Here is a 23,137-nt window from a genome sequence, read left to right on the forward strand (position 1 = left end):
TCAGATCGGAACGCGGGTCTGCTGCAGCACGGAACCGAGCACCGCGTCGACCGAGACGCCCTCGAGTTCGGCATCCGGTCGCAGCCTCAGCCGGTGCCGCCATGTCGGCACGAGCATCGTCTGCACGTGGTCGGGGGTGATCGCCGGGTATCCGCCGAGCCACGCCCACGCCTTCGCCGCCGCCAGCAGCGCGGTCGTCGCGCGCGGACTCACGCCGAGCTGCACGGAGGGGCTCCGACGGGTCGCCTGGGCGAGGTCGACGACGTAGCCGAGGACGTCGTCCGAGACCGTGACGGATGCCGCCGCCCGCTGTGCCGCGTGGATCTCGGCGGCGCTCACGACCGGTCCGATCCCGGCCGCGGCGAGGTCGCGCGGGTCGAAGCCCTCGGCGTGGCGGCGGAGGACGGCGAGCTCGGCGTCCCGCGCGGGGATCTCGACGATCAGCTTGAGGAGGAACCGGTCCAGCTGCGCCTCGGGGAGCGTGTAGGTGCCCTCCTGCTCGATCGGGTTCTGCGTCGCGGCGACCAGGAACGGGTCCGGCAGCCGCCGGGTCACGCCGTCGGTGGAGACCTGCCGCTCCTCCATCGCCTCGAGCAGTGCCGACTGGGTCTTGGGCGGCGTGCGGTTGATCTCGTCGGCGAGGACGACGTTCGTGAAGACCGGTCCTTCGCGGAACTCGAACTCGCCGGCCTTCGCGTCGTACACGAGGGATCCGGACACATCTCCGGGCATGAGATCGGGCGTGAACTGGATGCGCTTCGTGTCGAGCCCGAGGGCGGTGCTGAAGGCTCGCACGAGCAGGGTCTTGGCCACACCCGGGACGCCCTCCAGGAGCACGTGTCCGCGCGAGAGGAGAGCGATCAGCAGCCCGGTGACGGTGCCGTCCTGGCCGATCACGGCTTTGCCGACTTCGAGGCGCACCCGGTTCATCGCTTCGCGCAGGGCGGCGTCGTCTGCGGTCGGGGGCGGGGTCGGATCGCTCATCGGGTGGTCCTTTCGTCACGTGCGGTCTCGGGTCGCACACGCACGTGCACGGCCCGTTCGAGGTCTTTCAGCCGTCGGTGCAGCTCCGCCAGATCGGCGTCGGTGCGGGGTGTCTCGTCGATCAGGATGCCGCGCACGGCGCCGCGGTCCCATCCGGTGCGCGCGGCGGCGGCATCCGCGATCTCTCCGGCCGCCGCCTGCGGGCCCAGGCCCAGCAGCGCGGCGAGCCGGGACAGCGCGCCGATCCGCAGCTGGTCGGCGGCGTGCAGCGCGTCCCGGGCGTGCGCGTACAGCCGCGCCCTGCCCTCGGTGGTCTCTCCCGCGCGGACGGTCACCGGGAGGCGCTCGGCGACGAGCGCGCCGAAGCGCCGCCCGCGCCAGATCGCCGCCGCGACCCCTGAGGCCAGCAGCAGCACGATCACCGGGCTCACCCACGGCGGGGTGAGCTCGCCCAGCGACGGATCGCCGTCGTTCAGATCGGTGTCGGTCAGGGTGGGCATCCACCAGATGACCGTCGGATGCCGTCCCATCAGGTTGACGGCGAGGGCGGCGTTGCCGTTCTCGGCGAGATGCTCGTTCGTGAAGAGCGCCCGCCCGTCCACCGCCGTGAGCGGACGACCGTCTCGTGTGCCGGAGAGCAGTCCGTAGCCGCCTCCGGTCGGGTAGCACGCGTCGATACCGGCGCCGGACTGGTAGATCGCGCCGGGTGCGACGCCGCCCGCGCGCTCGGCCGCGGCGAGGGCGCAGGCGCCGTCGACGACGGTGCCCGGCCCCACGCCCGACGTCGACGATCCCGGCAGCAGCAGTCGCAGTGTGCGGGCGCGCGGGTCGATCAGGACGACGTCGGCGGCGGCATCCGTCACCGCGGTGAAGCCGTCGTCGGACAGGGACGGTGCGTCGGGCACCACGAGCGTGGCCGCGCCGCGCTGCAGCGCCTCGCGCGCTGCGGCGCGGTCGCGGACGACGGTGACGTCGACTCCTCGGTCGCGGAGGATCTCGACGAGGGCTCGCGCGCCGGTGGGACCGGCGGACTCGGGATCGAGCACGTTCCGCTCGCTCCAGCGGCCGAGGCCGGCCAGGGCCGTGCCTGCGATCCCGACGCCGATCAGCACGGCGGCGATCGCGATCCACGCGGTGACGCGTCGTCGCCGGGAAGGCGCTGTCGTGCCCGATGCCGGATCGGCGGCCACGGTCGCCGCCGTCATCGGGCCGCCTCCGTGAGACCTGCGGACTCGGGCAGCACGGGGCGGGTGCGGGTCACCTGCTCGTCGACCGCGACGATGCGCGCGTAGAGCTCGGAGGTGCCGGGACGACGCAGGTAGCGAACGTCGTCGAAGCCCGCCGCGGCCCCTTCCAGGGCATCGGCCTCGGCGGGGAACGCTCGTGCGGCCGACCGCGCGAAGGCGTGCACGGTTGCTCCGGGCGGGGTGTCGACGGCGCCGCGCTCGAGCAGCCCGCGCGCGAGTGCGCGGAAGCGCAGCACGATCGCGGCGTCCCACTCGCCGGCCGCGGCGCGGGCGGCGGCGTCGTCACGCAATCGGGAGGCGGACAGGCCGTCGTCGGTCCGGAACGGGTCCTCCGCCCTTCGGCGCCGCCCGGTGGCGCGGGGGACTCCCCAGATGAGGAACGCCGCCACGATCACGAGGACCACGACGATCGCGGCGATCAGCGCGACCCACGGACCCCATTCACCCTCGAGCTGGGTGCCGAAAAGCGAGGCGAAGAAATCGCCGACCGCGCGAGCGATGAGGTCCAGCGGCGTGGGCTGAGCCGCGGCGTACGCCGGATCGGAGAGCTCCTGCTCGGCCCACCGGCGCGCCTCGTCGCCGTCCGGAGTGAGGGGCGGGACGGAGGCGGACAGGCGCGAAAGGGCGGTCAGGACCACGGCGAGTCGGGGTCGGCCCTGTCGGGACGCGCTCCCGGCGCCGTCCAGCGGGTCGGCGGGGCGTCGTCCGTCGCATCCGGAGGCGCGGCGGATGCCGGGGGCGGTGAATACGGCGGGGGAGGCGCGTAGCCCGGCGCGGGCGCGTAGCCCGGGGTGGGAGGGTGACCCGGCGCGGGCGCGTAGCCCGGGGCGGGAGGGTGACCAGGGGCTGGCGCGTAGCCGGGGGCGGGAGCGTAGCCGGGGGCCGTCGCGTAGCCCGGAGCGGCCGACGGGCCCGGGTACGGAGGCGGCGGGTAGGCGCCGTAGCCCGGGGCGTACGCCGTCGGGCGCGGAGCGATCTCGCGCCCGACGTTCTCGCGATACGGATCGGGGAGGGCCGTCGCACCGCCGTCGCGCCGCTCGATGTAGGTGAGCAGGTCGAGGTCGAGGCCTTCGCGCCGCATCCGGCAGTCGATGTAGATGATCGAGGTGGCGGTGGCCTGGACGACGACGGCGACGGACTGGATGAGCAGCGTGACGACCTGGGTGAGGACGGCGCCGGCGATGATCGCGATGATCGCGCTCGGCTCCGGGGCTCCGGTCGGCGCGATGATCGTGGTCAGGCCGCTGGAGAGGAACGAGAACGGCAGGCTGATCACCTGCGCGATCGCGCCGAACGTGAGCGAGATGATGACGACGATGCCGAGCGCCGGCCAGAAGCGCCCGCGGATGAGCGTCCACGAACGGACGACGGCGCCGCGGATCGTCGCGTGCTCGAGGATGATCGCCGCGGGCGCGAGCAGGAGCTTCGTGCTGAGCCAAAGCGTGAGCGGAACCGCCGCGAGGATCAGGAGCACGGTGAGTCCGATCGCGACGGGGAGGGCGGCCGCCCCCACCGCGATCACACCGGCGGCCACGACGGCGATCACGACGAGGACAGCCAGGGTCAGCAGGAACGAGTAGCCGATCAGACGCCAGACCACGGGCTTGAGCTGCTGCCAGAGGGCGCGCAGAGTGAGCTTCTCGGCGACGGCGGCGTGCGCGACCTCCGTGACGACGATGCCCTGCACGATCACGCCGAGCGCCGCCGAGGCCAGGCCCAGGACGAACGCCGCGATCGCGGTGACCGCGACCGACCCGGCCAGCACGGCGTTGAACTCGTCCGTGCCGTCGCGCAGCGTGTCCAGGCGGGTGAAGGAGGCGAGGGCGACCGCGCCCACACCCAGCAGGACGAGGATGTACGCCGCGGTCTGCACGCACAGCGCGAAGCCGAGGAGCACGCGCGGGTTCTGGCGGAGCGCAGCGAACGAGCGTCCGAGGATCGTGCCGAACGTCAGGGGCCGGAGCGGGATGATGCCGGGGCGGGACGCCGGGGTCCAGGCCGGATAGGCGGTCACGGATGCGCCTCCTCGTGATCGTGGATCCCCATCGTTTCACACCCTTCCGACGGTTCTGCGGCGCTTCAGCGTCCGCCGAGCGCCCCCTCGGCCTGTCTTCAGGCGTCTTCGACTACTCTGTGGGGAGCGCACGGGGACGCGCGAGCAGTGCCGTGCCCCCGGCCGGACGCAAAGGACTGAAACGCGCGAGATGACATCACGCATCCTGGTGGTCGACGACGACACCGCCCTGGCCGAGATGATCGGCATCGTCCTGCGCACCGAGGGATTCGACACGGTCTTCTGCGCGGACGGGCTCAAGGCCGTCGACATCTGGCGGGAAGAGCGTCCCGACCTCATGTTGCTGGACCTCATGCTGCCCGGCATGGACGGCATCGAGATCTGCACGCGCGTGCGCGCCGAGTCCGGCATCCCGATCATCATGCTGACCGCCCGCACCGACACGGCCGACGTCGTGAAGGGTCTCGAGTCCGGCGCCGACGACTACATCGTCAAGCCGTTCAACCCGAAGGAGCTCGTCGCCCGCATCCGCACGCGCCTCCGGCCGGCCGCGCAGCCGCTGAACGAGACGCTGCGCATCGGCGATCTGACGGTCGACGTCGCCGCGCACGAGGTGCGGCGCCACGACGAGCCGATCGCGCTCACGCCGCTGGAGTTCGAACTACTCGTCGCGCTCGCCTCCAAGCCGCAGCAGGTGTTCTCGCGCGAGATGCTGCTCGAGCAGGTGTGGGGCTACCACTACAAGGCCGACACCCGCCTGGTGAATGTGCACGTGCAGCGCCTGCGGGCCAAGGTCGAGCTCGACCCCGACAACCCGAAGATCGTCACGACGGTGCGCGGCGTCGGCTACCGCGCCGGCGCCGTGGTCTGAGGTCGTCGTGCCTCCCGTCGGCGTCCCCGGGACGACCGCCGGCGTGCCGACCGGGACGTTCGCGCAGCCGGTCGTGCAGACTCGTCGCCCGTTGATCGCATGGCGCAACTGGCGTGCCTGGCCCGATGACCTCGCCGGCCTCTGGCGCCGGTCGCTGCGGTTCCGCACGATCCTGGTGACCCTCGCCCTGACGGCGCTCGCGATCCTCGTGGCGTGCATCTGGATGGCGCTCGCGATCCAGAACGATCTGTTCCAGGCCAGGAAAGACCAGGTGCTCGCCGACTCGCAGCGCGCGACCGAAGCGGCGCAGGCGACGCTGGACGCCGCGGCGGTGCAGGGCGACAGCATCCAGATCCAGAACCTCATGACCAGCGTCCGCGACACGCTCGCCGAGCGGTCCTCCACCGACCTGATCGCCGCGTTCCGCATCGACCGGACCCCCTCTCAGCTCGCGCCCCAGGACTTCACCGTGCGGGGGCTCACCGAGGACGTCATCTCCGAAGGACTCCGCGAAGCAGTGCAGTCCTCCGCGAACCAGCAGTGGTGGCAGTCGGTGTCGCTTCCCCTGACGGACGGGCCCGTGCCCGGGATCGTCGTGGGGCAGCAGCTGTCCGTACCGGACGTGGGCGGTTACGAGCTTTATCTGGCATACGACCTCGGCAGCGCATCGCAGACCCTCGGTTTCGTGCAGGCGACCCTGTGGATCGTCGGCATCTCGCTCATCGTCCTGATCGGGGCGATCTCGTGGTTCGTCCTGCGCTCGGTGACGATCCCGATCGGCGAGGCGGCCGACACGAGTGCGAAGCTCGCGTCCGGAGAGCTCGGCGTGCGACTGCCGGTGCGCGGCGAGGACGAGCTGGCGACCCTCGGTCGATCGTTCAACGCGATGGCCGACAGCATCGAGTCGCAGATCAAGGAGCTCGCCGACCTCTCGCTCGTGCAGCAGCGCTTCGTGTCGGACGTCTCCCACGAGCTGCGCACGCCGCTCACGACGATCCGCCTCGCCGCCGACATGATCAACGATCAGCGCGACGAGTTCGACCCGGCCACGGCGCGCGCGGCCGAACTGCTCAACGCGCAGGTGCAGCGCTTCGAGACGCTCCTGACCGATCTGCTCGAGATCAGCCGTTACGACGCCGGGTCGGTGCAGCTCGAACTCGAGCCCACGAGTCTCGCCCACCTGGCCGAAGACGTCATCGGCTCCATGCAGCAGCTCGCCGACCAGCACGGCAGCGACATCCGGCTCGTCGCCCCCGGCGGGTACTCGCCGGTGGAGATGGATCCGCGACGTGTGCGGCGGGTCGTGCGCAACCTGATCGGCAACGCGATCGAGCACGGCGAGGGCAGGCCGATCGTGATCACGGTCGACAGCGACCAGCAGGCCGTCGCGATCGGCGTGCGCGACTTCGGGCTCGGTATGAAGCCCGAGGACGTCGACCGTGTCTTCGACCGCTTCTGGCGCGCCGACCCGTCTCGCACGCGGACGATCGGCGGGACCGGCCTCGGTCTCTCGATCGCCCTCGGCGACGCACGACTGCACGGCGGTGAGCTGTCGGTCTGGTCCGAACTCGGCCGCGGGTCCAACTTCGTGCTCACGCTGCCGCGTCAGTCCGGCCACCTGACGGCCGCCTCCCCGGTGCCGGTCGACCCGGGTGACGACGCGATCGCCGCGATCGATGCGCTCGGGCTCACCCAGCCGATCGAGATCGTCTCGATGGATGCCGCCGCCGAGGCCTCGGGCCGCGGGGGTGCGTCGTGAGCCGGCGGCGCGGCATCCTGTCGGCGATGCTCGTGATCGGCGCGCTCGTGCTCTCCGCGTGTGCCGGGCTGCCGATGAGCGGCCCGGTGAACCCCGGGCTCTCAGCGGGCGAGGACGCCGGATCGCCGGAGTTCCTGTTCCGCCCCGATGAGCCGCAACCGGGCGCATCGCCGGAGCAGATCGTGGAGGGCTTCATCCGCGCGGGTTCGGGGCCGGGACCGGCCGCGAACTGGGAGGTCGCCCGGATGTTCCTCGCGCCGTCGATCCGCGAGACGTGGAATCCCGAGGCGAGCGTCACGATCGACCTCCCCGATGATCGCGAGTCGATCCCGACGAGTGAGGGGGCGGTCGAGGTCGCGATCGCGTCCGTCGGGAGCGTCGACGGAACAGGCGCGTATCAGCCCGACGCGGGCATCACCCAGCTGTCGTTCCGACTCGCCCAGCAGGACGACGGCGAATGGCGCATCACCGAGGCTCCGGACGGCGTTGTGATCGACCGCGATGTCTTCACGAACGTCTTCCACCGCTACTCGCTCAGCTACTTCGATCCGACCTACCGGTTCCTGGTCCCCGATGTGCGCTGGTTCCCGACGACGAACGCCGCGACGCGCATCACGCGCGCGCTTGTGAACGGATCGCCGAGCGCATGGCTCGCCGATGCGGTGGAGGACGCATTCCCGGAGAGCGTCACGCTCGCGCGTCCTTCCGTGCCGCTGGAGTCCGGCGTGGCCCAGGTGAGTCTCACCCCGGAGGCGCTCGCGGTGGAAGCGACGACGCTCGACCGCATGCAGGCCCAGCTCGAGGCGAGCCTCGCCTCGGCGGGGGTCTCGGCCGTGCAGATGTCGGTGGCGTCGACACCCCTGAGCGCCGAGGCCACGACGACCCAGTCCACGCGCGTGACCGGACCACCGCTCGTGCAGACCGACGCGGGTTTCGGCTTCCTCGCCGGCGACGAGCTCACGCCGATCCCCGGGCTCTCGGACGCGATGGAGCTCGTGGATCCCCTGGCGATCCAGGTCTCCGCCGACCGCGACGTCGCCGCCGTGCGCCTGGTCGGGGGAGAGGTCGCCCGGGTGCCCGCCGAGTCGCCCGTCGCGGTGGTCGACTCGCGTTCCGGCCTGATCAATCCCGGTGTCGACCCGTTCGGCTTCATCTGGAGCGTGCCGCGCGATCAGCCGTCCGCGCTCACGGCGTTCTCGGTGTCCGGCCAGCAGAGCATCGTCGCGGACGCGTGGCCGGCGGCATCCGAAGTCGTCGCGATGGCGATCTCGCGCGACGGCACCCGGATCGCCGCCGTCCTGATCACCGGAGGCCGCTCCGAGGTGTGGGTCGCGGGAATCGTCCGCGGGACGGAAGCCGTTCCCGTGCGTCTGGGCGAAGCTGTTCCGCTCGGTCCGCTCACCGGTTCCGGGACCGCCCTCGCCTGGCTGGACGACACGAGCGTCGGCGTCCTCAGCAGCGAATCCGGCGGTCCGCTGTTCACCGAGCAGCTCGTCGGCGGACCAGCCACGACGATCGGGGCGCCGCAGGGCGCGGCATCCGTCGCGGGGGCGACGTCGATCTCGACGGTGCGACTGCGCACGGACGACGGCGCGCTCTACGTCAAGCGCGGCGCGAACTGGCAGCGCACCGAAAGCGGGATCACGATCCTCGCGACGCAGCAGGGCTCTCCGCAGTAGCGCCTCCTCCCCAGCCGGGGCAGGCGCGGACGTTGTGCACATGCAGAGCGGATGCCGCTCCGCGATGCGTCCGTGCGCGGGACAGTTCCGGGATGGGTGATGCGGGTTGGGCGATCAGGACGATGCGCGAAGCACTCGCCGATGCGCTCGCCCTCCTCCTGCCGACCTCGTGCGCCGGCTGCGACGACCCCGACATCGCCCTGTGCGAGCGCTGTGCCGCGGCGCTCGCGCCGCGAGTGGTGCGGCGTCCGGGCGAGGTGCCGGTATGGAGCGGCGTGGCCTTCGCGGGAGTCCCCGCGCGGGTGATCCGCGCCCTCAAGGAGGACGGGCGGACGGGTCTCGCCCGCGACCTGGCGTGCGCCTTGTCCGCGGCCGTGGCCGAAGCGTCGGCATCCGTCCTCGCGTCTGCGCGCGGGGATGTCGTGCTCGTGCCGGTGCCCACGTCGCGCGCCGCCTACCGCCGCCGCGGGTACCGCGTCGTCGACCTCGTCGCCCGTCGCGCGGGGCTGCGCACCGAGCGACTGCTGCGCACCGTCCGTGCGTCCGCCGACCAACGGGCGCTCGGCGCCGAGGAGCGCCGTCGCAACGTCGCGGGCGTCATGAGATCGCGGGCCGCGCCCGGCGTCCGGGTGATCGTGCTCGACGACGTCGTCACGACCGGAGCGACCCTCGCGGAGGCGGTACGCGCCCTGCGCGCGGCCGGAGCCGAGGTGGTCGGCGCGGCGACGATCGCGGCCACGGCGCGACGCTCCGGCGCTCACAGCGGATCCTGACGGGATACCGAGCGCGGACATGGGCGCATCGCGTGACACCGGGTCCCGGCCGGACTAGCGTGGGGGGCACAAGGCGACTCAGGGTCCGCCCTTGACCGGGTGGACCGGAACAAGGAGGTCAGGGATGGAAACCAGCATCGTCGGCGTGGGAGTGGGTATCACCGATCGCTTCCGCTCGGTCGTCGAAGACAAGGCCGCCCGCATAGAGCACCTCGCTCCGCGCGCGCAGCGTGTCGACGTCAAAGTGACCCATCGCGCCTACCACAACGGCCGAATGGAGGACGACACGGTCGAGCTCACGCTCGCGGGCAAGGGTCCGGTCGTCCGGGCCGAGGCCACCGACGGCGACAAGTTCGCGGCGCTGGACATGGCGGTCGACAAGCTGTGCGAACAGCTGCGTCGCGCGAAGGACAAGCGCGTCGATGCGCGCAACCACCCGCGGGGCGCGAAGTTCGAGAAGGGGAGCGGAGAGCTCTCCGGAATCGACGTGCAGCCGGCCTCGCTGGATGTCATCCGTGCCGTCGCGACAGGGGAGATCCCCATCGTGACCGGCAACGAGGACGAACCCGACTACACCCCGGTCGTGATCCGCACGAAGGAGTTCGAACCGGAGTGGATGTCGGTCGAGGAGGCCGTGGACCGGATGGAGCTCGTCGGCCACGACTTCTTCCTGTTCATCGACGCCCGCACCGACCACCCGAGCGTCGTGTACCGCCGCAAGGGCTGGGACTACGGAGTGATTTCGCTCACGACGCAGAACGCGCCGGTGGCCGTTTCCTGACAGAGCAACGAAACGGGGCGTCCGCGGGGCGCCCCGTTTCGCATGTGCGGGCGAGCGGCTCAGCCGTCGAAGAAATCGCCGAGCAGGCTGCCGATCACCATTCCCCCGAGGATGCCGCCCATCGCGTCACCCATCCCGCCACGGCGGCCGCCGCCCTGGCCGCCCCATCCGGAATCCTGCGGACGGGACGAATCGATGTCGCGCTGGGCGAGGTGCAGCGCCTCGTTCGCGAGGGCGCCCGCCCGCCGTGCGAGGATCATCGCCTCCTCGCGCGTGTCCTCGTCGGTCGTGAGCGGTTCCGCGTCGATGCGCGACCGCTCCGCCTCCGCGAGCCTCGTGCGGGCATCCGCGCCGATCCAGCCGCGATGGCCGGCGATCACATTGCGGGCGACCGCGATCTGACGGTCGGCGTCATCCAGCGCGTGGCGCACGTGCGCGACCGAAGGGATCGGCCGCGCTGCTCGCTCGCGGGCCACCGCGATCGCGGCATCCAGCCCGCTGTTGGCTTCGCGCAGCTGCGACAGCTGCGTGAACGGGTCTGCCTTCTCGCGCGACGGCGGCAGCGCCGCGAGCGCCGCCTCGAGCGCGGCCGCCGCAGCGGTGACCGCGGGAACCTGGGGGGCGTCGCGCGCCGCCACCAGGTCGCCGCGGGAGTCCGCGATCACATCGGCGAGCGTGGACTCGGCGCGCAGCGCCTCGATCTCGAAGTCCTCGATGCCGTCGATGATCGCGGCCGCGCGGCGCACCGCCTCCGTCGCGGTCTCCAGCGCGAGGTTCGCCTCTTCGCGTCGCTCGGCCTCACGGCGGCGGAACGAGACGTCTGCGCTGTGCGCGGCGAAGGTGAGGAGCTGCTCGGCCTCATCGGGTCCGTCGGCCACCTGCCGCAGCGCCGCCGCGCTGTAGCGCTGTGCGAGCCGATCGAGGGTGACACGCGCGTGCGGCAGACGCTCGGTGAGCGTCTCGATGTCGACGCGGACCTGCGCGAGGATCTCCGGCGCACGACGCACCCGTTCGATGTCGGCCGCGAGCGCCTCGGTCCGGTCATCGAGCAGCTCGTCCGCCCACTCGCACAGCTGCACGATGCGCGCGTTGCGCGTGCGCAACTCTTCCGGTGTGTCCGGGATCTCGTCGTGGTTCAGCTGGTGCAGGTGGAAGGCCTCGCCCAGGTGCGTGCGCACGGCCTGCAGCGCGTCGCGCACGTCCTTCGTCGGACCCTCGCCGAGCTCCGCGACGGCGAAGTCGAGCTCATCGGCGGTCGTGCGGATGCGCTCGTCGACCGCGACGAGCGAGCTGCGGGCGCGGCGGGCGAGGTCGGCATCCTGCGCATCCAGCGCCGCTTGCTCTTCACGTCTGCGCTTGCCCCACAAACCAGCCATGAATCGATCCTAGGTTCGCGGGGCTGATCGTCCGCTCGGTTTCGCGGTGGGCGGATGCCGGTCCTCAGGCGTCCGGAGACCCCTTGTGCCGCGGCTTCCGCGGCGGACGGTCGTCGCGCGACGGCCGGGTAGGGCGATCGTCCGCGTAGCGACGCCCCGGGGCGCCGGTGTCGGGGCGCAGTTCGATGAGCTTGCCCGAGATGCGGGTGTCCGCGAGCCGGTCCAGGGTCGACGCGGGGAGGTCGGCCGGGAGCTCCACGAGCGAGAAGTCGGGGCGGATCTGGATCGCCCCGAAATCGCCGCGACTCAGGCCGCCCTCGTTCGCGAGCGCGCCCACGATCTGCCTCGGCTCGACGCGCTGGCGCTTGCCCACGGCGATGCGATACGTGCGCATGCGCCCCCCGTCCGGTCGGGGACGCCGCTCGGGGCGGTCATCGCGGTCGAAGCGGCCGGGGCGCTCGCCGCGTTCCGAGCGCTCGCCGACGCTGCCGCGGGGCTCCGGATCGGGCTCGAGCAGCAGAGGGGACTCGCCCTGCGCGACGACGGCGAGCGCCGCCGCGACGTCGACCTCGGGGACGTCGTGGTGCCGCACGTAGTGCGCCACGATGTCGCGGAACCGGTCGATCCGCTCGCTTTCGGACAGCGCCGCGGTGATGCGGTCGTCGAACCGCGACAAGCGCGTCTCGTTGACCTCGTCGACGCTCGGCAGCTGCATCTCGGTGAGCTCCTGCCGCGTCGCGCGCTCGATCGCGCGGACGAGGCCGCGCTCGCGCGGGGTCACGAAGCTGATCGCGTCGCCGGTGCGCCCCGCGCGGCCCGTGCGGCCGATGCGGTGGACATACGATTCGGTGTCGGTGGGGATGTCGAAGTTCACGACGTGGGAGATGCGCTCGACATCGAGCCCGCGGGCTGCGACGTCGGTGGCGACGAGGATGTCGAGCTTGCCCGACTTGAGCTGGTTCACGGTGCGCTCGCGCTGGACCTGCGCGATGTCGCCGTTGATCGCGGCGGCGGAGTACCCGCGCGCCCGCAGCTTCTCGGCGACCTCCTCGGTCGCGCTCTTCGTGCGCGCGAACACGATCATGCCCTCGAAGTTCTCCACCTCGAGGATGCGGGTGAGCGCGTCGATCTTCTGCGGGTAGGAGACCACGAGATAGCGCTGCGTGATCGTGGCCGACGTCGTCGTCTTCGTCTTGACCGTGATCTCTTCGGGGTCGTGCAGGTACTGCTGCGACATCCGGCGGATCGTCGCGGGCATCGTGGCCGAGAAGAGGGCGACCTGTTTGGTCGCGGGGGTGTCGGCGAGGATCGTCTCGACGTCTTCCGCGAAGCCCATCTTCAGCATCTCGTCGGCTTCGTCCAGAACCAGGTACTTCAGCTCCGACAGATCGAGCGTGCCCTTGTCGAGGTGGTCCATGATCCGGCCCGGGGTGCCGACGATGACGTGCACGCCGCGCCGGAGTGCGGAGAGCTGGACGCCGTAGCCCTGACCGCCGTACACCGGCAGGACGTGTACGCCCTTCGTGTGCGCGGCGTACTTCTCGAACGCCTCGCACACCTGCAGGGCGAGCTCGCGCGTCGGAGCGAGCACGAGAGCCTGCGGCGTCTTCTGCGACACATCCAGACGGTCGAGGATCGGCAGGGCGAACGCCGCGGTCTTGCCCGTCCCGGTCTGCGCGAGGCCCACCACGTCGCGACCCGACAGCAGAGTCGGGATCGTCGCCGCCTGGATCGCGGACGGCGTTTCGTAGCCGACATCGCCGAGGGCCTTCAGAACCGCCTCGCCCAATCCGAGATCGGCGAAGGTCAGCGCGGGCGTCTGGGCGGATTCATCGACGGAAGTCACGCTTCAGGTTAGTCCGCGCGGCCGCGCGGCCGCAGGCGATCAGGCGGCGGGCGCCTTCGCCGGCCGCCCGCGCTTCGGACGCTCGGAGGACAACCGCAGGGCCATCGTGTGCGCGGGACGCTCGGCGATGCGCTCCGCGGCGCGATCGAGGAACCGCAGCTCCGCCTCGGCGCGGGCGATCTTCGCGTCGGTCACGATCTCGCGCGCGAGAGCCTCGGCCTCGGTCTCGGCGATCGGCCGGGGGAGGCGTCGCAACGCGTCGAGCCGGCTCTGCGACTGCCGCCGCTCCGCCGCGAGCACGTCCGTGACGTCGACGCCGGGCAGGGTCGCGGCCACCGCGATCTTGATCGCCAGGTCGTCGCGCGCGGGTGCGCCACCGGCGGGATCGGCGAGCCAGGCGTCCACTTCGCGGGATCCGGCATCCGTGATCTCGTAGAACACGTGCCCTTCGGCATCCGCATCGCCCTTTGCCACCAGGCCGTCGCGCTCGAGCCGATCGAGGGTGTTGTAGATCTGTCCGACGTTCAGCGGCCACGCCGACCCGGTGCGACGTTCGAATTCGGCACGCAGCTGATAGCCGTAACAGGGTCCCTGGTCGAGGATCGCGAGCAGGCTCTGCCTCACCGTCATGCCGTGCTCCCGTTCGTTGTGTGCATACCGGGTATGCAGTTCTCGAGTCTAAGCAGGGTCTCGGACACGGCTCGGGATGCCGCGGCCGAGCGTGTCGGCGGGTCCGGGCGGCGCGGCATCCCAGCCCACTCCAAGGTCACAGCCCGATAACATGGCCGTGTATGCCTGCGCGCCTCGCGCGGGGCAGCGGCGGCGCCGAACGGCGACGTACCCGACAGATGGAGATGCTTCGTGGCCAACCCGCTCGAGAAACTGCTTCGCGCCGGCGAGGGACGCATCCTCCGCCGCCTGCAGCAGGTGGTCAAGGCGGTCGGCGCCCTCGAAGAGGATTACGCGCAGCTCACGGACGAGGAGCTGCGCGGCGAGACCGCCGAGCTCCGCGCCCGCCACGCCGCCGGCGAGACCCTCGACCAGCTCATGCCGGAGGCGTTCGCGGCCGTCCGCGAAGCCGCGCGTCGCACGCTCGGCCAGCGTCCGTATGACGTGCAGATCATGGGCGGCGCCGCCCTTCACCTCGGCAACATCGCCGAGATGAAGACCGGTGAGGGCAAGACCCTGACCGCGGTGTTCGCCGCCTACCTGAACGCGATCGCCGGCAAGGGCGTGCACGTCATCACGGTGAACGACTTCCTCGCGTCCTACCAATCCGAGCTCATGGGCCGCGTCTACCGCGCGCTCGGCATGACGACCGGCACGATCGTGTCGGGGCAGACGCCCGACGTCCGCCGCGAGCAGTACGAAGCCGACATCACGTACGGCACGAACAACGAGTTCGGCTTCGATTACCTGCGCGACAACATGGCCTGGCGCAAGGAGGACCTCGTCCAGCGGGGTCACTTCTTCGCGATCGTCGACGAGGTCGACTCGATCCTGATCGACGAGGCCCGGACGCCGCTCATCATCTCGGGTCCCTCCTCCGGCGAGGCGAACCGCTGGTTCGTCGAGTTCGCGAAGATCGCCAAGACCCTCGAGGCGGGCGTGGACTACGAGGTCGACGAGAAGAAGCGCACGATCGGTGTGCTCGAGCCCGGCATCGAGAAGGTCGAGGACTACCTCGGCATCGACAACCTCTACGAGTCGGTCAACACGCCGCTCATCTCGTTCCTGAACAACTCGATCAAGGCGCTCGCGCTGTTCAAGCGGGACTCGGACTATGTCGTCATGAACGACGAGGTCATGATCGTCGATGAGCACACCGGCCGCATCCTGGTCGGCCGCCGTTACAACGAGGGCATCCACCAGGCGATCGAGGCGAAGGAAGCGGTGCCGGTCAAGGCCGAGAACCAGACCCTCGCCACCGTGACGCTGCAGAACTACTTCCGCCTGTACGACAAGCTCTCCGGAATGACCGGTACCGCCGAGACCGAGGCGGCGGAGTTCATGTCGACGTATCAGCTCGGCGTGGTCCCGATCCCGACGAACAAGCCGATGATCCGCAAGGACCAGTCCGACCTGGTCTACAAGAACGAGCAGGCCAAGTTCGATCAGGTCGTCGAGGACATCGTCCAGCGCCACGCGAAGGGTCAGCCCGTGCTGGTGGGCACCGTGAGCGTGGAGAAGAGCGAGTACCTCTCGCGGCTCCTGGCGAAGAAGGGCATCAAGCACGAGGTCCTCAACGCGAAGAACCACGCGCGCGAAGCCGAGATCGTCGCCCGCGCGGGGCGCCTGGGCGCCGTGACGGTCGCCACGAACATGGCCGGTCGAGGCACCGACATCATGCTCGGCGGCAACGCCGAGTTCCTCGCGGTGCAGGAGATGAAGGCCAAGGGCCTCGACCCGGTCGAGACCCCCGACGAGTACGAAGCCGAATGGGATGCCGTCTACCAGGGCACCCGCGACACGGTCGCCGTCGAGGCGAAGAAGGTCGTCGAAGCCGGCGGGCTCTACGTGCTCGGAACCGAGCGGCACGAGTCGCGGCGCATCGACAACCAGCTCCGCGGACGCTCGGGCCGTCAGGGTGACCCCGGGGAGAGCCGCTTCTACCTCTCGCTCACGGACGACCTCATGCGGCTGTTCCAGTCCGGCGCCGCAGAGGCGATCCTCGCCCGCACGAACTTCCCCGACGACGTCGCGATCGAATCCGGCATGGTGAGCCGTGCGATCAAGAGCGCGCAGTCCCAGGTGGAGGGGCGCAACGCCGAGATCCGCAAGAACGTCCTGAAGTACGACGACGTCCTGAACCGCCAGCGTGAGGCGATCTACTCGGACCGCCGCCACATGCTCCAGGGCGATGACATCGCCGACCGCGTGCAGCACTTCATCGAAGACGCGATCAACGCCGTGATCGACGACCACACCGGCTCGGGGCACACCGAGAGCTGGGACTTCGACGCCCTCTGGACCGAGCTGAAGACCCTCTACCCGGTCGGCGTCACGATCGACGAGGTCGTCTCGGAGGCCGGGACGAAGGGGCGGATCACTCCGGAAGGCCTCAAGCGCGAGATCCTCTCCGACGCGCTCATCGCGTACCGCAAGCGCGAGGAGAGCCTCGGCGAGGCGGCGACGCGCGAACTGGAACGTCGCGTGGTGCTGCAGGTGCTCGACCGCCGGTGGCGCGACCACCTCTACGAGATGGACTACCTGAAGGACGGCATCGGCCTGCGGGCGATGGCCCAGCGCGACCCTCTCATCGAGTACCAGCGCGAGGGATACCAGATGTTCCAGGCGATGATGGGGCAGATCAAGGAGGAGTCGGTCGGCTACCTCTACAACCTCGAGGTCGAGGTGCGCCGCGCGGAAGGGCAGACGGAGGCCGCCGAAGTCGAGGCGAAGGGCCTCGCGGTCACTCCCGTCGAGGGGCAGCGCCTGCAGTATTCCGCCGCGAACGACGCCGGCGAGGTCGAGGTGCGCAACGACCGGGGCCAGGTGCAGCAGGCGGCGACGAACAGGCTCCGTCAGGCGACGGCATCCGCCCCCGCCGCGTCGGCACCCGTCGCTGAGGCGCCGCGCGGCGCGTTCGGTCAGCGCACGGAGGGCGCCCCCGCCGCCGCGCCGCAGAACCGCGCGCAGCGCCGGGCCGCCGACAAGAGGAAGTGATCGACGAGGGGACGCGCTTTCGTCAGCGCGTTCCCCAGTCGTACGACTGCTTGCGCAACCCGAGGTAGACGAAGGTCTCGGAGGAGATCACTCCCGGCAGGGAGCGGATCCGGCTGTTCAGAAGCTCCACGAGGTCGTCGTCGGACTCGCAGACGACCTCGGCGAGGATGTCGAAGCTGCCGGCGGTCAGCACGAGGTAATCGACCGCGGAGATCTTCTCCAGCGCCGCCGCGACCTCGCGCGTATCCCCGCTCACGCGCAGACCGATCATCGCCTGGCGGTGGAAGCCGAGCTGCATGGGGTCCGTGACCGCGACGACCTGCATCGCGCCGCTGTCGGTGAGCCGTTGCACCCGCTGGCGCACGGCGGCCTCGCTCAGGCCCACGGCTCGACCGATCTCCGCGTACGAGCGCCGCCCGTCCTCCTGCAGCTGCTCGATGATCAGCTTCGACAGCGCGTCGATCCCGCCGGCGTGTGACATGCAGCGATCCTGACACCGCGGGCGCCTATGGGCAACGCTCCGCGACGGAAACCGTCGCATGGTGTCATTCGGGCCACTGATTCATGTGAAAGTTATGTTTCGATGTGCGGATTCCGTTCCGGAATCCGGGGGTGAAGTGGCAGTATCGGTTCACCCGCCGTCGTGTGAGCGACGTACCCGCATCCCCTGAGGAGTGCTCCATGCCCCGTGGACCCCTGCCCGAAGACCCCGCCGTCCGCGCGCTCATCGCGCACGCGCGACAGGCACAGATCAGTCGTCGTGGGCTGATCGGCGGAGCCGGCGCGCTGTCGCTCGCCGCTTTCCTCGCCGCATGCTCCGGACGCGTCGGCGGGTCCGCGCCCGCCGCGTCGGCGAGCGCCGGCGAGGACCTCTCGGCGTCGCAGAAGACCCTGACCTGGGCCAACTGGTCGTTCTACCTGGACGAGGACGACGACGGCAACCACCCGACGCTCGATGCGTTCATGGAGCAGACCGGCCTCACCGTCAACTACGACGTCGCGATCGACGACAACAACACGTACTTCGCCAAGGTGCGCGACCAGCTCGCCCTCGGGCAGGACATCGGCGCGGATGCCGTCTGCCTCACCGACTGGATGGCGTCGATCTGGATCGCCTCCGGCTACACGCAGGCCTTCGACAAGGCGAACATGCCGAACGCGGCCAACCTCAACCCGAGCCTGCAGAACCCCGACTTCGACCCGGGCCGGGCGAACTCGCTTCCGTGGCAGTCGGGCTTCGCCGGGATCGCCTGGAACAAGGACAAGCTTCCGCAGGGCCTTCAGAGCATCGACGACCTGTGGGCGCCGGAGCTGCAGGGTCGAGTCGGCGTGCTCAGCGAGATGCGCGACACGATCGGGCTCATCATGCTGAGCCAGGGCGTCGACATCTCGGGCTCCGGCTGGGGCGACACCGAATTCCAGAACGCGCTCGACGTCTTCGCCGAGCAGGTCTCGAACGGGCAGATCCGCAACATCAAGGGCAACTCCTACGCGGACGACCTCAAGAACGAGGACACCCTCGCGGCGATCGTGTGGTCGGGGGACATCACCGCGATCAACTACGAGGTCGGCGACAAGTTCGCCTTCGCGCTGCCCGACTCGGGCGGCACGCTCTGGAGCGACAACTTCATGATCCCGATCGGCTCTCAGCAGAAGACCAACGTCGAGAAGCTCATCGACTACTACTACGACCCGGCGGTGGCGGCCGAGGTCGCCGCGTGGGTGAACTACATCACCCCGGTCGCCGGTGCGCAGGAGGCGATGGCCGAGATCGATCCGGAGCTCGTGGAGAACCAGCTCATCTTCCCGAACGAGGAGACGCTCGCCCAGGCGCACATCTTCCGCACGCTCACGAACGAGGAGCAGCAGAAGTACAACTCCGAGTTCGAGGCCGTGGGTCTCGGCGCCTGAGATGGCACAGGGAGCATTCGCCGAAGCGGGCGCCGATCTGCAGCTGCAGGGGATCCGCAAGGTCTTCCCGGGCTTCACAGCCATCGAGGAGCTCGACCTCCTCATCCCCGCCGGGTCCTTCTTCGCCCTGCTCGGTCCCTCCGGCTGCGGCAAGACCACCACGCTCCGCCTCGTCGCGGGACTCGAGGATCCGTCCGAGGGGCGCATCCTGATCGGCGGGCAGGACGTGACCGCCGTCAAGCCCCACAAGCGCCCCGTCAACACCGTGTTCCAGAGCTACGCGCTCTTCCCGCACATGACCGTCCTGGAGAACGTCGCGTTCGGGCTGCGCCGGCGGAAGGTCTCGGATGCCGTGCCCAAGGCGCACGAGGCCCTGCGGCTCGTCGAGCTCGATCATGTCGCGGAGCGCCGTCCGAGCCAGCTCTCCGGCGGACAGCAGCAGCGCGTCGCCCTCGCGCGCGCGATCGTGAACCGTCCGGCCCTGCTGCTGCTGGACGAGCCGCTCGGCGCCCTGGACCTGAAGCTCCGCCGTCAGATGCAGCTGGAGCTCAAGTCGATCCAGGCCGAGGTCGGTCTCACGTTCCTGCACGTCACGCACGACCAGGAGGAGGCCATGACGATGGCCGACACCGTCGCCGTGATGAACCACGGGCGCATCGAGCAACTCGGATCGCCGCAGGAGCTGTACGAACTGCCGCGCACCGGCTTCGTGGCGAACTTCCTCGGTCAGTCGAACCTGTTCCCCGCCGAGGTGGAGTCCACCGCCGGCGGCCTGCTCACGGCACGCACTGCAGGGGGTGTCGTCGCCCTCCCGGAGGAGCGGGCCGTCGCCCGCACCGGCCGCATCACCGTCGGCATCCGGCCGGAGAAGCTGCGGCTCCTCGGCACGGAGCCGCCTCGCGACGGGCTCGAGAACGTCCTCGGTCCCGGGCGCATCGTCGACGTGTCCTTCGCGGGGGCCAGTACGCAGTACATCCTGGAGATCTCGGGCCTCGGCGAAGTGACGGTGTTCGAGCAGAACCTGGTCTTCGGCTCGGTCTTCTCCCCGGGCTCGGAGGTCTGGGTCGCATGGCGACGCGAGCACACGTTCGGTTTGGATGCCGCCGCCCGCGACGAGGCCGCGGAAGCGGATCTCGCAGCCGAGGCCGGCTGACATGGCGATCTCGGCGCTCGTCCCCGCCGGAGCGCAGGCGGCGCGCGAACCCGAACGGCGACGCGGCGGACTGGTCGCCCTCGCACTTCTCGTTCCGGGGCTTGCTTACCTCGCGCTGTTCTTCCTCGTCCCGTTCGTCTCGCTGCTGATCACGTCGTTCGGCATCAACGACACCGCGACGTACGGCGGCTACTACTACGCCTTCTACTGGCAGAACTACGTCGACGTCATCGCGCAGTACTGGCCGCAGTTCCTGCGCTCGTTCTGGTACGCGCTGCTGGCGACCGTCTTCGCGCTGCTGATCAGCTACCCGATCGCGTACTTCATCGGTGTGACGATCCGCGAACGCAAGCTGCTGCGCAACCTGCTGCTGGTCCTCGTGATCGCGCCGTTCTTCATCTCGTTCCTCCTGCGCACCCTCGCGTGGAAGCAGATCCTGTCCGACGAGGGACCCGTCGTCGGAGTGCTGCAGGTCGTCGGTCTTATGGGCCCGCAGGATCACATCACGGGGACGCCGTTCGCCGTCGTCTTCGGCCTCACCTACAACTTCATCCCGTTCATGACGCTGCCTCTGTTCGCATCGCTGGATCGGCTGGACAAGAGATTGATCGAAGCGGGGAGCGATCTGTACTCCGGCAACGCCAGCACGTTCTGGAAGGTGACGTTCCCCCTTTCGCTGCCGGGCGTCATCTCCGGAACGCTCCTGACCTTCATCCCCGCGGCGGGCGACTACGTCAACGCGAGTCAGTCCTTCCTCGGAGGTCCGGGAACGGCCATGATCGGCAACGTCATCCAGTCGAAGTTCCTGATCACGGTGAATTACCCGCAGGCGGCCGCGCTGTCGATCCTGCTGATGGCCGTCATCGTGGTGATCGTCGGGCTCTACGTGCGCCGCGCCGGAACGGACGATCTGCTGTGAGCGCCACGCAGACCAGCACCGTCCAGATGCGCCGAGCCGAGGCGCGCCGCCGACGGCCGATCGGCTCGTGGCTGCTGCCGCTCTACGTGACCGTCGCCTTCGTGATCCTCCTGATCCCGATCGTGTACACGTTCGTCTTCTCGTTCAACGACGCGAACCGTTCGAACATCTCGTGGAACGGATTCACCCTGCAGAACTGGATGACCGTGTGCGCGCAGCCCGAAGTGTGCGTCGCGTTCGGCAACAGCATCCTGGTCGGCCTCGTCGCGACCGTGATCGCCACGACGCTCGGCACGATGATCGCCCTCGCGCTCGTGCGCTATCGATTCCGCGCCCGCAGCTCGATCAGCCTCCTGCTGTTCCTGCCGATGGCCACGCCGGAAGTCGTGATCGGTGCGGGGCTCGCCGCGCAGTTCCTCACGATCGGCGTCGCGAAAGGCCTCGTCACGATCATCATCGCCCACACGATGTTCTGTCTGAGCTTCGTCGTGGTGACGGTGCGCGCGCGCGTCCTCTCGCTCGATCCGGCTCTGGAGGAGGCGGGGCGCGATCTGTACGGCTCGCCGCGAGAGGTCTTCTGGCGGATCACATTCCCGCTGCTGCTCCCGGGCATCGTCGCGGCCGCGCTGCTGTCGTTCAGCTTGAGCTTCGACGACTTCATCATCACGTACTTCACCTCGGGCACGGTCCAGACCTTCCCCGTGTACATCTACGTCGCCGCCCAGCGCGGCATCCCTCCGCAGGCCAACGTGATCGCCTCGGCGGTCTTCCTGATCGCGATCGCGGCGACGCTCGTCTTCCAGATCGTCTCCGCGCGCAGAGCGAGCCGCCTGCGCCGGTGAGCGCGGACCGGGGTGCGGCCAGGCCACGACCCGGCGATTGGCCGCACCCGGTTCGCATTATCCTGAACCGATGAGCCCTCTCCGCCCTCTCGACCAGTCGAGCAAGCTCAAGGACGTCCTCTACGAGATCCGCGGACAGGCCCTCGTCGAGGCCGATCGCCTGGAGAACGAGGGTCACACGATCCTCAAGCTCAACACCGGGAATCCTGCCGTCTTCGGGTTCGAGGCGCCGTTCCAGATCGTGCGGGACATGATCGAGGCCGTCCCCCACGCGCACGGGTACAGCGACAGCCGCGGCATCATGTCCGCGCGGCGCGCCGTGGTGTACCGCTACGAGCAGGACCCGACCTTCCCTTCCTTCGGTCCCGACGACGTCTACCTCGGAAACGGCGTGTCCGAGCTGATCACGATGGTCATGCAGGCGCTCCTGGACGAGGGCGACGAAGTGCTGATCCCCGCGCCGGACTATCCCCTGTGGACCGCCATGACCAGCCTCGGCGGCGGGACGCCGGTGCACTATCTGGCCGACGAGCAGAACGGGTGGCAGCCCGACCTCGAGGACATCCGCGCGAAGGTGACGCCGCGGACGAAGGCGATCGTCGTCATCAATCCGAACAACCCCACCGGTGCGGTCTACTCGCGCGAGGTGCTCGAAGGCATCGCCGAGATCGCGCGGGAGAACTCCCTGCTCGTCCTCGCGGACGAGATCTACGACCGCATCCTGTTCGACGACGCCGTGCACATCCCGATGGCCTCGGTCGCCCCCGATCTGCTCGTCCTCACCTTCAACGGGCTCTCCAAGACCTACCGCGTGGCGGGCTATCGCTCGGGCTGGCTCGTCATCACCGGCCCGAAGGACCACGCGCGAGGATTCATCGAAGGCATCACCCTCCTCGCCTCGACCCGGCTGTGCCCCAACGTCCCGGCTCAGCATGCCGTGCAGGCGGCGCTGTCGGGGGTGCAGTCGATCGATGCGCTCATCGGGCCCTCCGGCCGACTCCACGAGCAGCGGGATGCCGCCTGGCAGAGTCTCGAGGCGATCCCGGGTGTGACCTGCGTCAAGCCGCAGGGAGCGCTGTACGCCTTCCCCCGGTTCGACCCCGACATGTACGAGATCCGTGACGATGCGAAATTCGTGTACGACTTCCTGGTCGCCGAGCACGTGCTGCTCGTCCAGGGAACCGGTTTCAACTGGCCGACGCCGGATCACGTCCGCATCGTGACGCTGCCCGAGGCCCGCGTGCTGACCGAGGCGGTCGAGAGGCTCGGCAACTTCCTGTCGTCATATCGGCCGTAGCCCCGAGGGCGCCGGCCGG

At 70.0% G+C, this 23,137-nt stretch carries 19 protein-coding genes; 11 read left to right on the plus strand and 8 right to left on the minus strand.

Annotated features, from left to right (window positions below):
• Genes AB0P18_RS07860 through AB0P18_RS07875 form a run of 4 tightly spaced genes read right to left on the minus strand, consistent with a single transcriptional unit; the run spans position 1 to position 4,245 of the window.
• Positions 1–984 (minus strand): MoxR family ATPase, encoded by a 984-nt coding sequence (locus AB0P18_RS07860; RefSeq protein WP_363359602.1) that lies wholly within the window; start codon positions 982–984, stop codon positions 1–3.
• On the minus strand, positions 981–2,189 hold the full coding sequence (locus AB0P18_RS07865; protein ID WP_363359603.1) for a DUF4350 domain-containing protein: 1,209 nt from the start codon (positions 2,187–2,189) through the stop codon (positions 981–983). Before AB0P18_RS07865 ends, AB0P18_RS07860 begins: the two co-directional genes overlap by 4 nt.
• Positions 2,186–2,869: a DUF4129 domain-containing protein gene (locus AB0P18_RS07870; RefSeq protein ID WP_363359604.1), complete on the minus strand. Its 684-nt coding sequence runs from the start codon at positions 2,867–2,869 to the stop codon at positions 2,186–2,188. The genes AB0P18_RS07865 and AB0P18_RS07870 overlap by 4 nt, the downstream gene beginning before the upstream one ends.
• The gene (locus AB0P18_RS07875; protein ID WP_363359605.1) at positions 2,860–4,245 is read right to left on the minus strand and encodes a glycerophosphoryl diester phosphodiesterase membrane domain-containing protein; all 1,386 of its coding nucleotides are present in this window, start codon (positions 4,243–4,245) and stop codon (positions 2,860–2,862) included. Before AB0P18_RS07875 ends, AB0P18_RS07870 begins: the two co-directional genes overlap by 10 nt.
• 190 nt (positions 4,246–4,435) lie before the next feature.
• On the opposite strand from AB0P18_RS07875, the gene mtrA reads away from it, so the two are divergent.
• From mtrA to raiA, 5 genes are all read left to right on the plus strand, one after another.
• Entirely contained in the window at positions 4,436–5,116 is a 681-nt protein-coding gene (gene mtrA / locus AB0P18_RS07880; RefSeq protein WP_344052447.1) for an MtrAB system response regulator MtrA, read from the plus strand.
• A 73-nt stretch (positions 5,117–5,189) separates the two neighbouring features.
• On the plus strand, positions 5,190–6,875 hold the full coding sequence (gene mtrB / locus AB0P18_RS07885; protein ID WP_344055798.1) for an MtrAB system histidine kinase MtrB: 1,686 nt from the start codon (positions 5,190–5,192) through the stop codon (positions 6,873–6,875).
• Positions 6,872–8,554, plus strand: a complete 1,683-nt coding sequence (locus tag AB0P18_RS07890) for an LpqB family beta-propeller domain-containing protein (RefSeq protein ID WP_363359606.1) — start codon at positions 6,872–6,874, stop codon at positions 8,552–8,554. Before mtrB ends, AB0P18_RS07890 begins: the two co-directional genes overlap by 4 nt.
• Before the next feature lie 92 nt (positions 8,555–8,646).
• Positions 8,647–9,327 carry a phosphoribosyltransferase family protein gene (locus tag AB0P18_RS07895; RefSeq protein ID WP_363359607.1) on the plus strand — a complete coding sequence of 227 codons (681 nt, stop codon included), beginning with the start codon at positions 8,647–8,649 and terminating at the stop codon, positions 9,325–9,327.
• A gap of 124 nt (positions 9,328–9,451) precedes the next feature.
• Positions 9,452–10,108, plus strand: a complete 657-nt coding sequence (gene raiA, locus AB0P18_RS07900; protein WP_344052454.1) for a ribosome-associated translation inhibitor RaiA — start codon at positions 9,452–9,454, stop codon at positions 10,106–10,108.
• Between the two features lie 59 nt (positions 10,109–10,167).
• On the opposite strand, the gene AB0P18_RS07905 is transcribed toward raiA, so the two are convergent.
• From AB0P18_RS07905 to AB0P18_RS07915, 3 genes are all read right to left on the minus strand, one after another.
• Positions 10,168–11,484, minus strand: a complete 1,317-nt coding sequence (locus AB0P18_RS07905; RefSeq protein ID WP_363359608.1) for a hypothetical protein — start codon at positions 11,482–11,484, stop codon at positions 10,168–10,170.
• Positions 11,485–11,548: 64 nt separating this feature from the next.
• Entirely contained in the window at positions 11,549–13,330 is a 1,782-nt protein-coding gene (locus AB0P18_RS07910) for a DEAD/DEAH box helicase (RefSeq protein ID WP_363359609.1), read from the minus strand.
• Between the two features lie 39 nt (positions 13,331–13,369).
• A complete protein-coding gene (locus AB0P18_RS07915; protein WP_344052459.1) occupies positions 13,370–13,960 on the minus strand; it encodes a PadR family transcriptional regulator in 591 nt (196 codons plus the stop codon).
• A gap of 231 nt (positions 13,961–14,191) precedes the next feature.
• On the opposite strand from AB0P18_RS07915, the gene secA reads away from it, so the two are divergent.
• A complete protein-coding gene (secA, locus tag AB0P18_RS07920; RefSeq protein ID WP_363359610.1) occupies positions 14,192–16,996 on the plus strand; it encodes a preprotein translocase subunit SecA in 2,805 nt (934 codons plus the stop codon).
• A 22-nt stretch (positions 16,997–17,018) separates the two neighbouring features.
• Here secA and AB0P18_RS07925 read toward each other — a convergent pair whose 3' ends face one another.
• The gene (locus AB0P18_RS07925; RefSeq protein WP_344052461.1) at positions 17,019–17,477 is read right to left on the minus strand and encodes an Lrp/AsnC family transcriptional regulator; all 459 of its coding nucleotides are present in this window, start codon (positions 17,475–17,477) and stop codon (positions 17,019–17,021) included.
• Positions 17,478–17,677: 200 nt separating this feature from the next.
• Here AB0P18_RS07925 and AB0P18_RS07930 point away from each other — a divergent pair, with 200 nt between their 5' ends.
• The 5 genes from AB0P18_RS07930 to AB0P18_RS07950 all read left to right on the plus strand — a co-directional run bounded on the left by AB0P18_RS07930 (position 17,678) and on the right by AB0P18_RS07950 (position 23,118).
• Positions 17,678–18,907, plus strand: coding sequence for a spermidine/putrescine ABC transporter substrate-binding protein (locus tag AB0P18_RS07930; RefSeq protein WP_344052464.1), 1,230 nt, complete (start codon positions 17,678–17,680; stop codon positions 18,905–18,907).
• A 1-nt stretch (position 18,908) separates the two neighbouring features.
• Entirely contained in the window at positions 18,909–20,060 is a 1,152-nt protein-coding gene (locus AB0P18_RS07935) for an ABC transporter ATP-binding protein (RefSeq protein WP_363359611.1), read from the plus strand.
• Position 20,061: 1 nt separating this feature from the next.
• Positions 20,062–20,979, plus strand: coding sequence for an ABC transporter permease (locus AB0P18_RS07940; protein WP_344052468.1), 918 nt, complete (start codon positions 20,062–20,064; stop codon positions 20,977–20,979).
• 26 nt (positions 20,980–21,005) lie between these two features.
• Positions 21,006–21,821, plus strand: coding sequence for an ABC transporter permease (locus AB0P18_RS07945; protein ID WP_363359717.1), 816 nt, complete (start codon positions 21,006–21,008; stop codon positions 21,819–21,821).
• Between the two features lie 70 nt (positions 21,822–21,891).
• A complete protein-coding gene (locus AB0P18_RS07950) occupies positions 21,892–23,118 on the plus strand; it encodes a pyridoxal phosphate-dependent aminotransferase (RefSeq protein WP_363359612.1) in 1,227 nt (408 codons plus the stop codon).
• Positions 23,119–23,137 lie beyond the last annotated feature (19 nt).

The organism is Microbacterium sp. NPDC064584 (genome assembly GCF_040687315.1).
Lineage (GTDB): Bacteria > Actinomycetota > Actinomycetes > Actinomycetales > Microbacteriaceae > Microbacterium > Microbacterium lacus.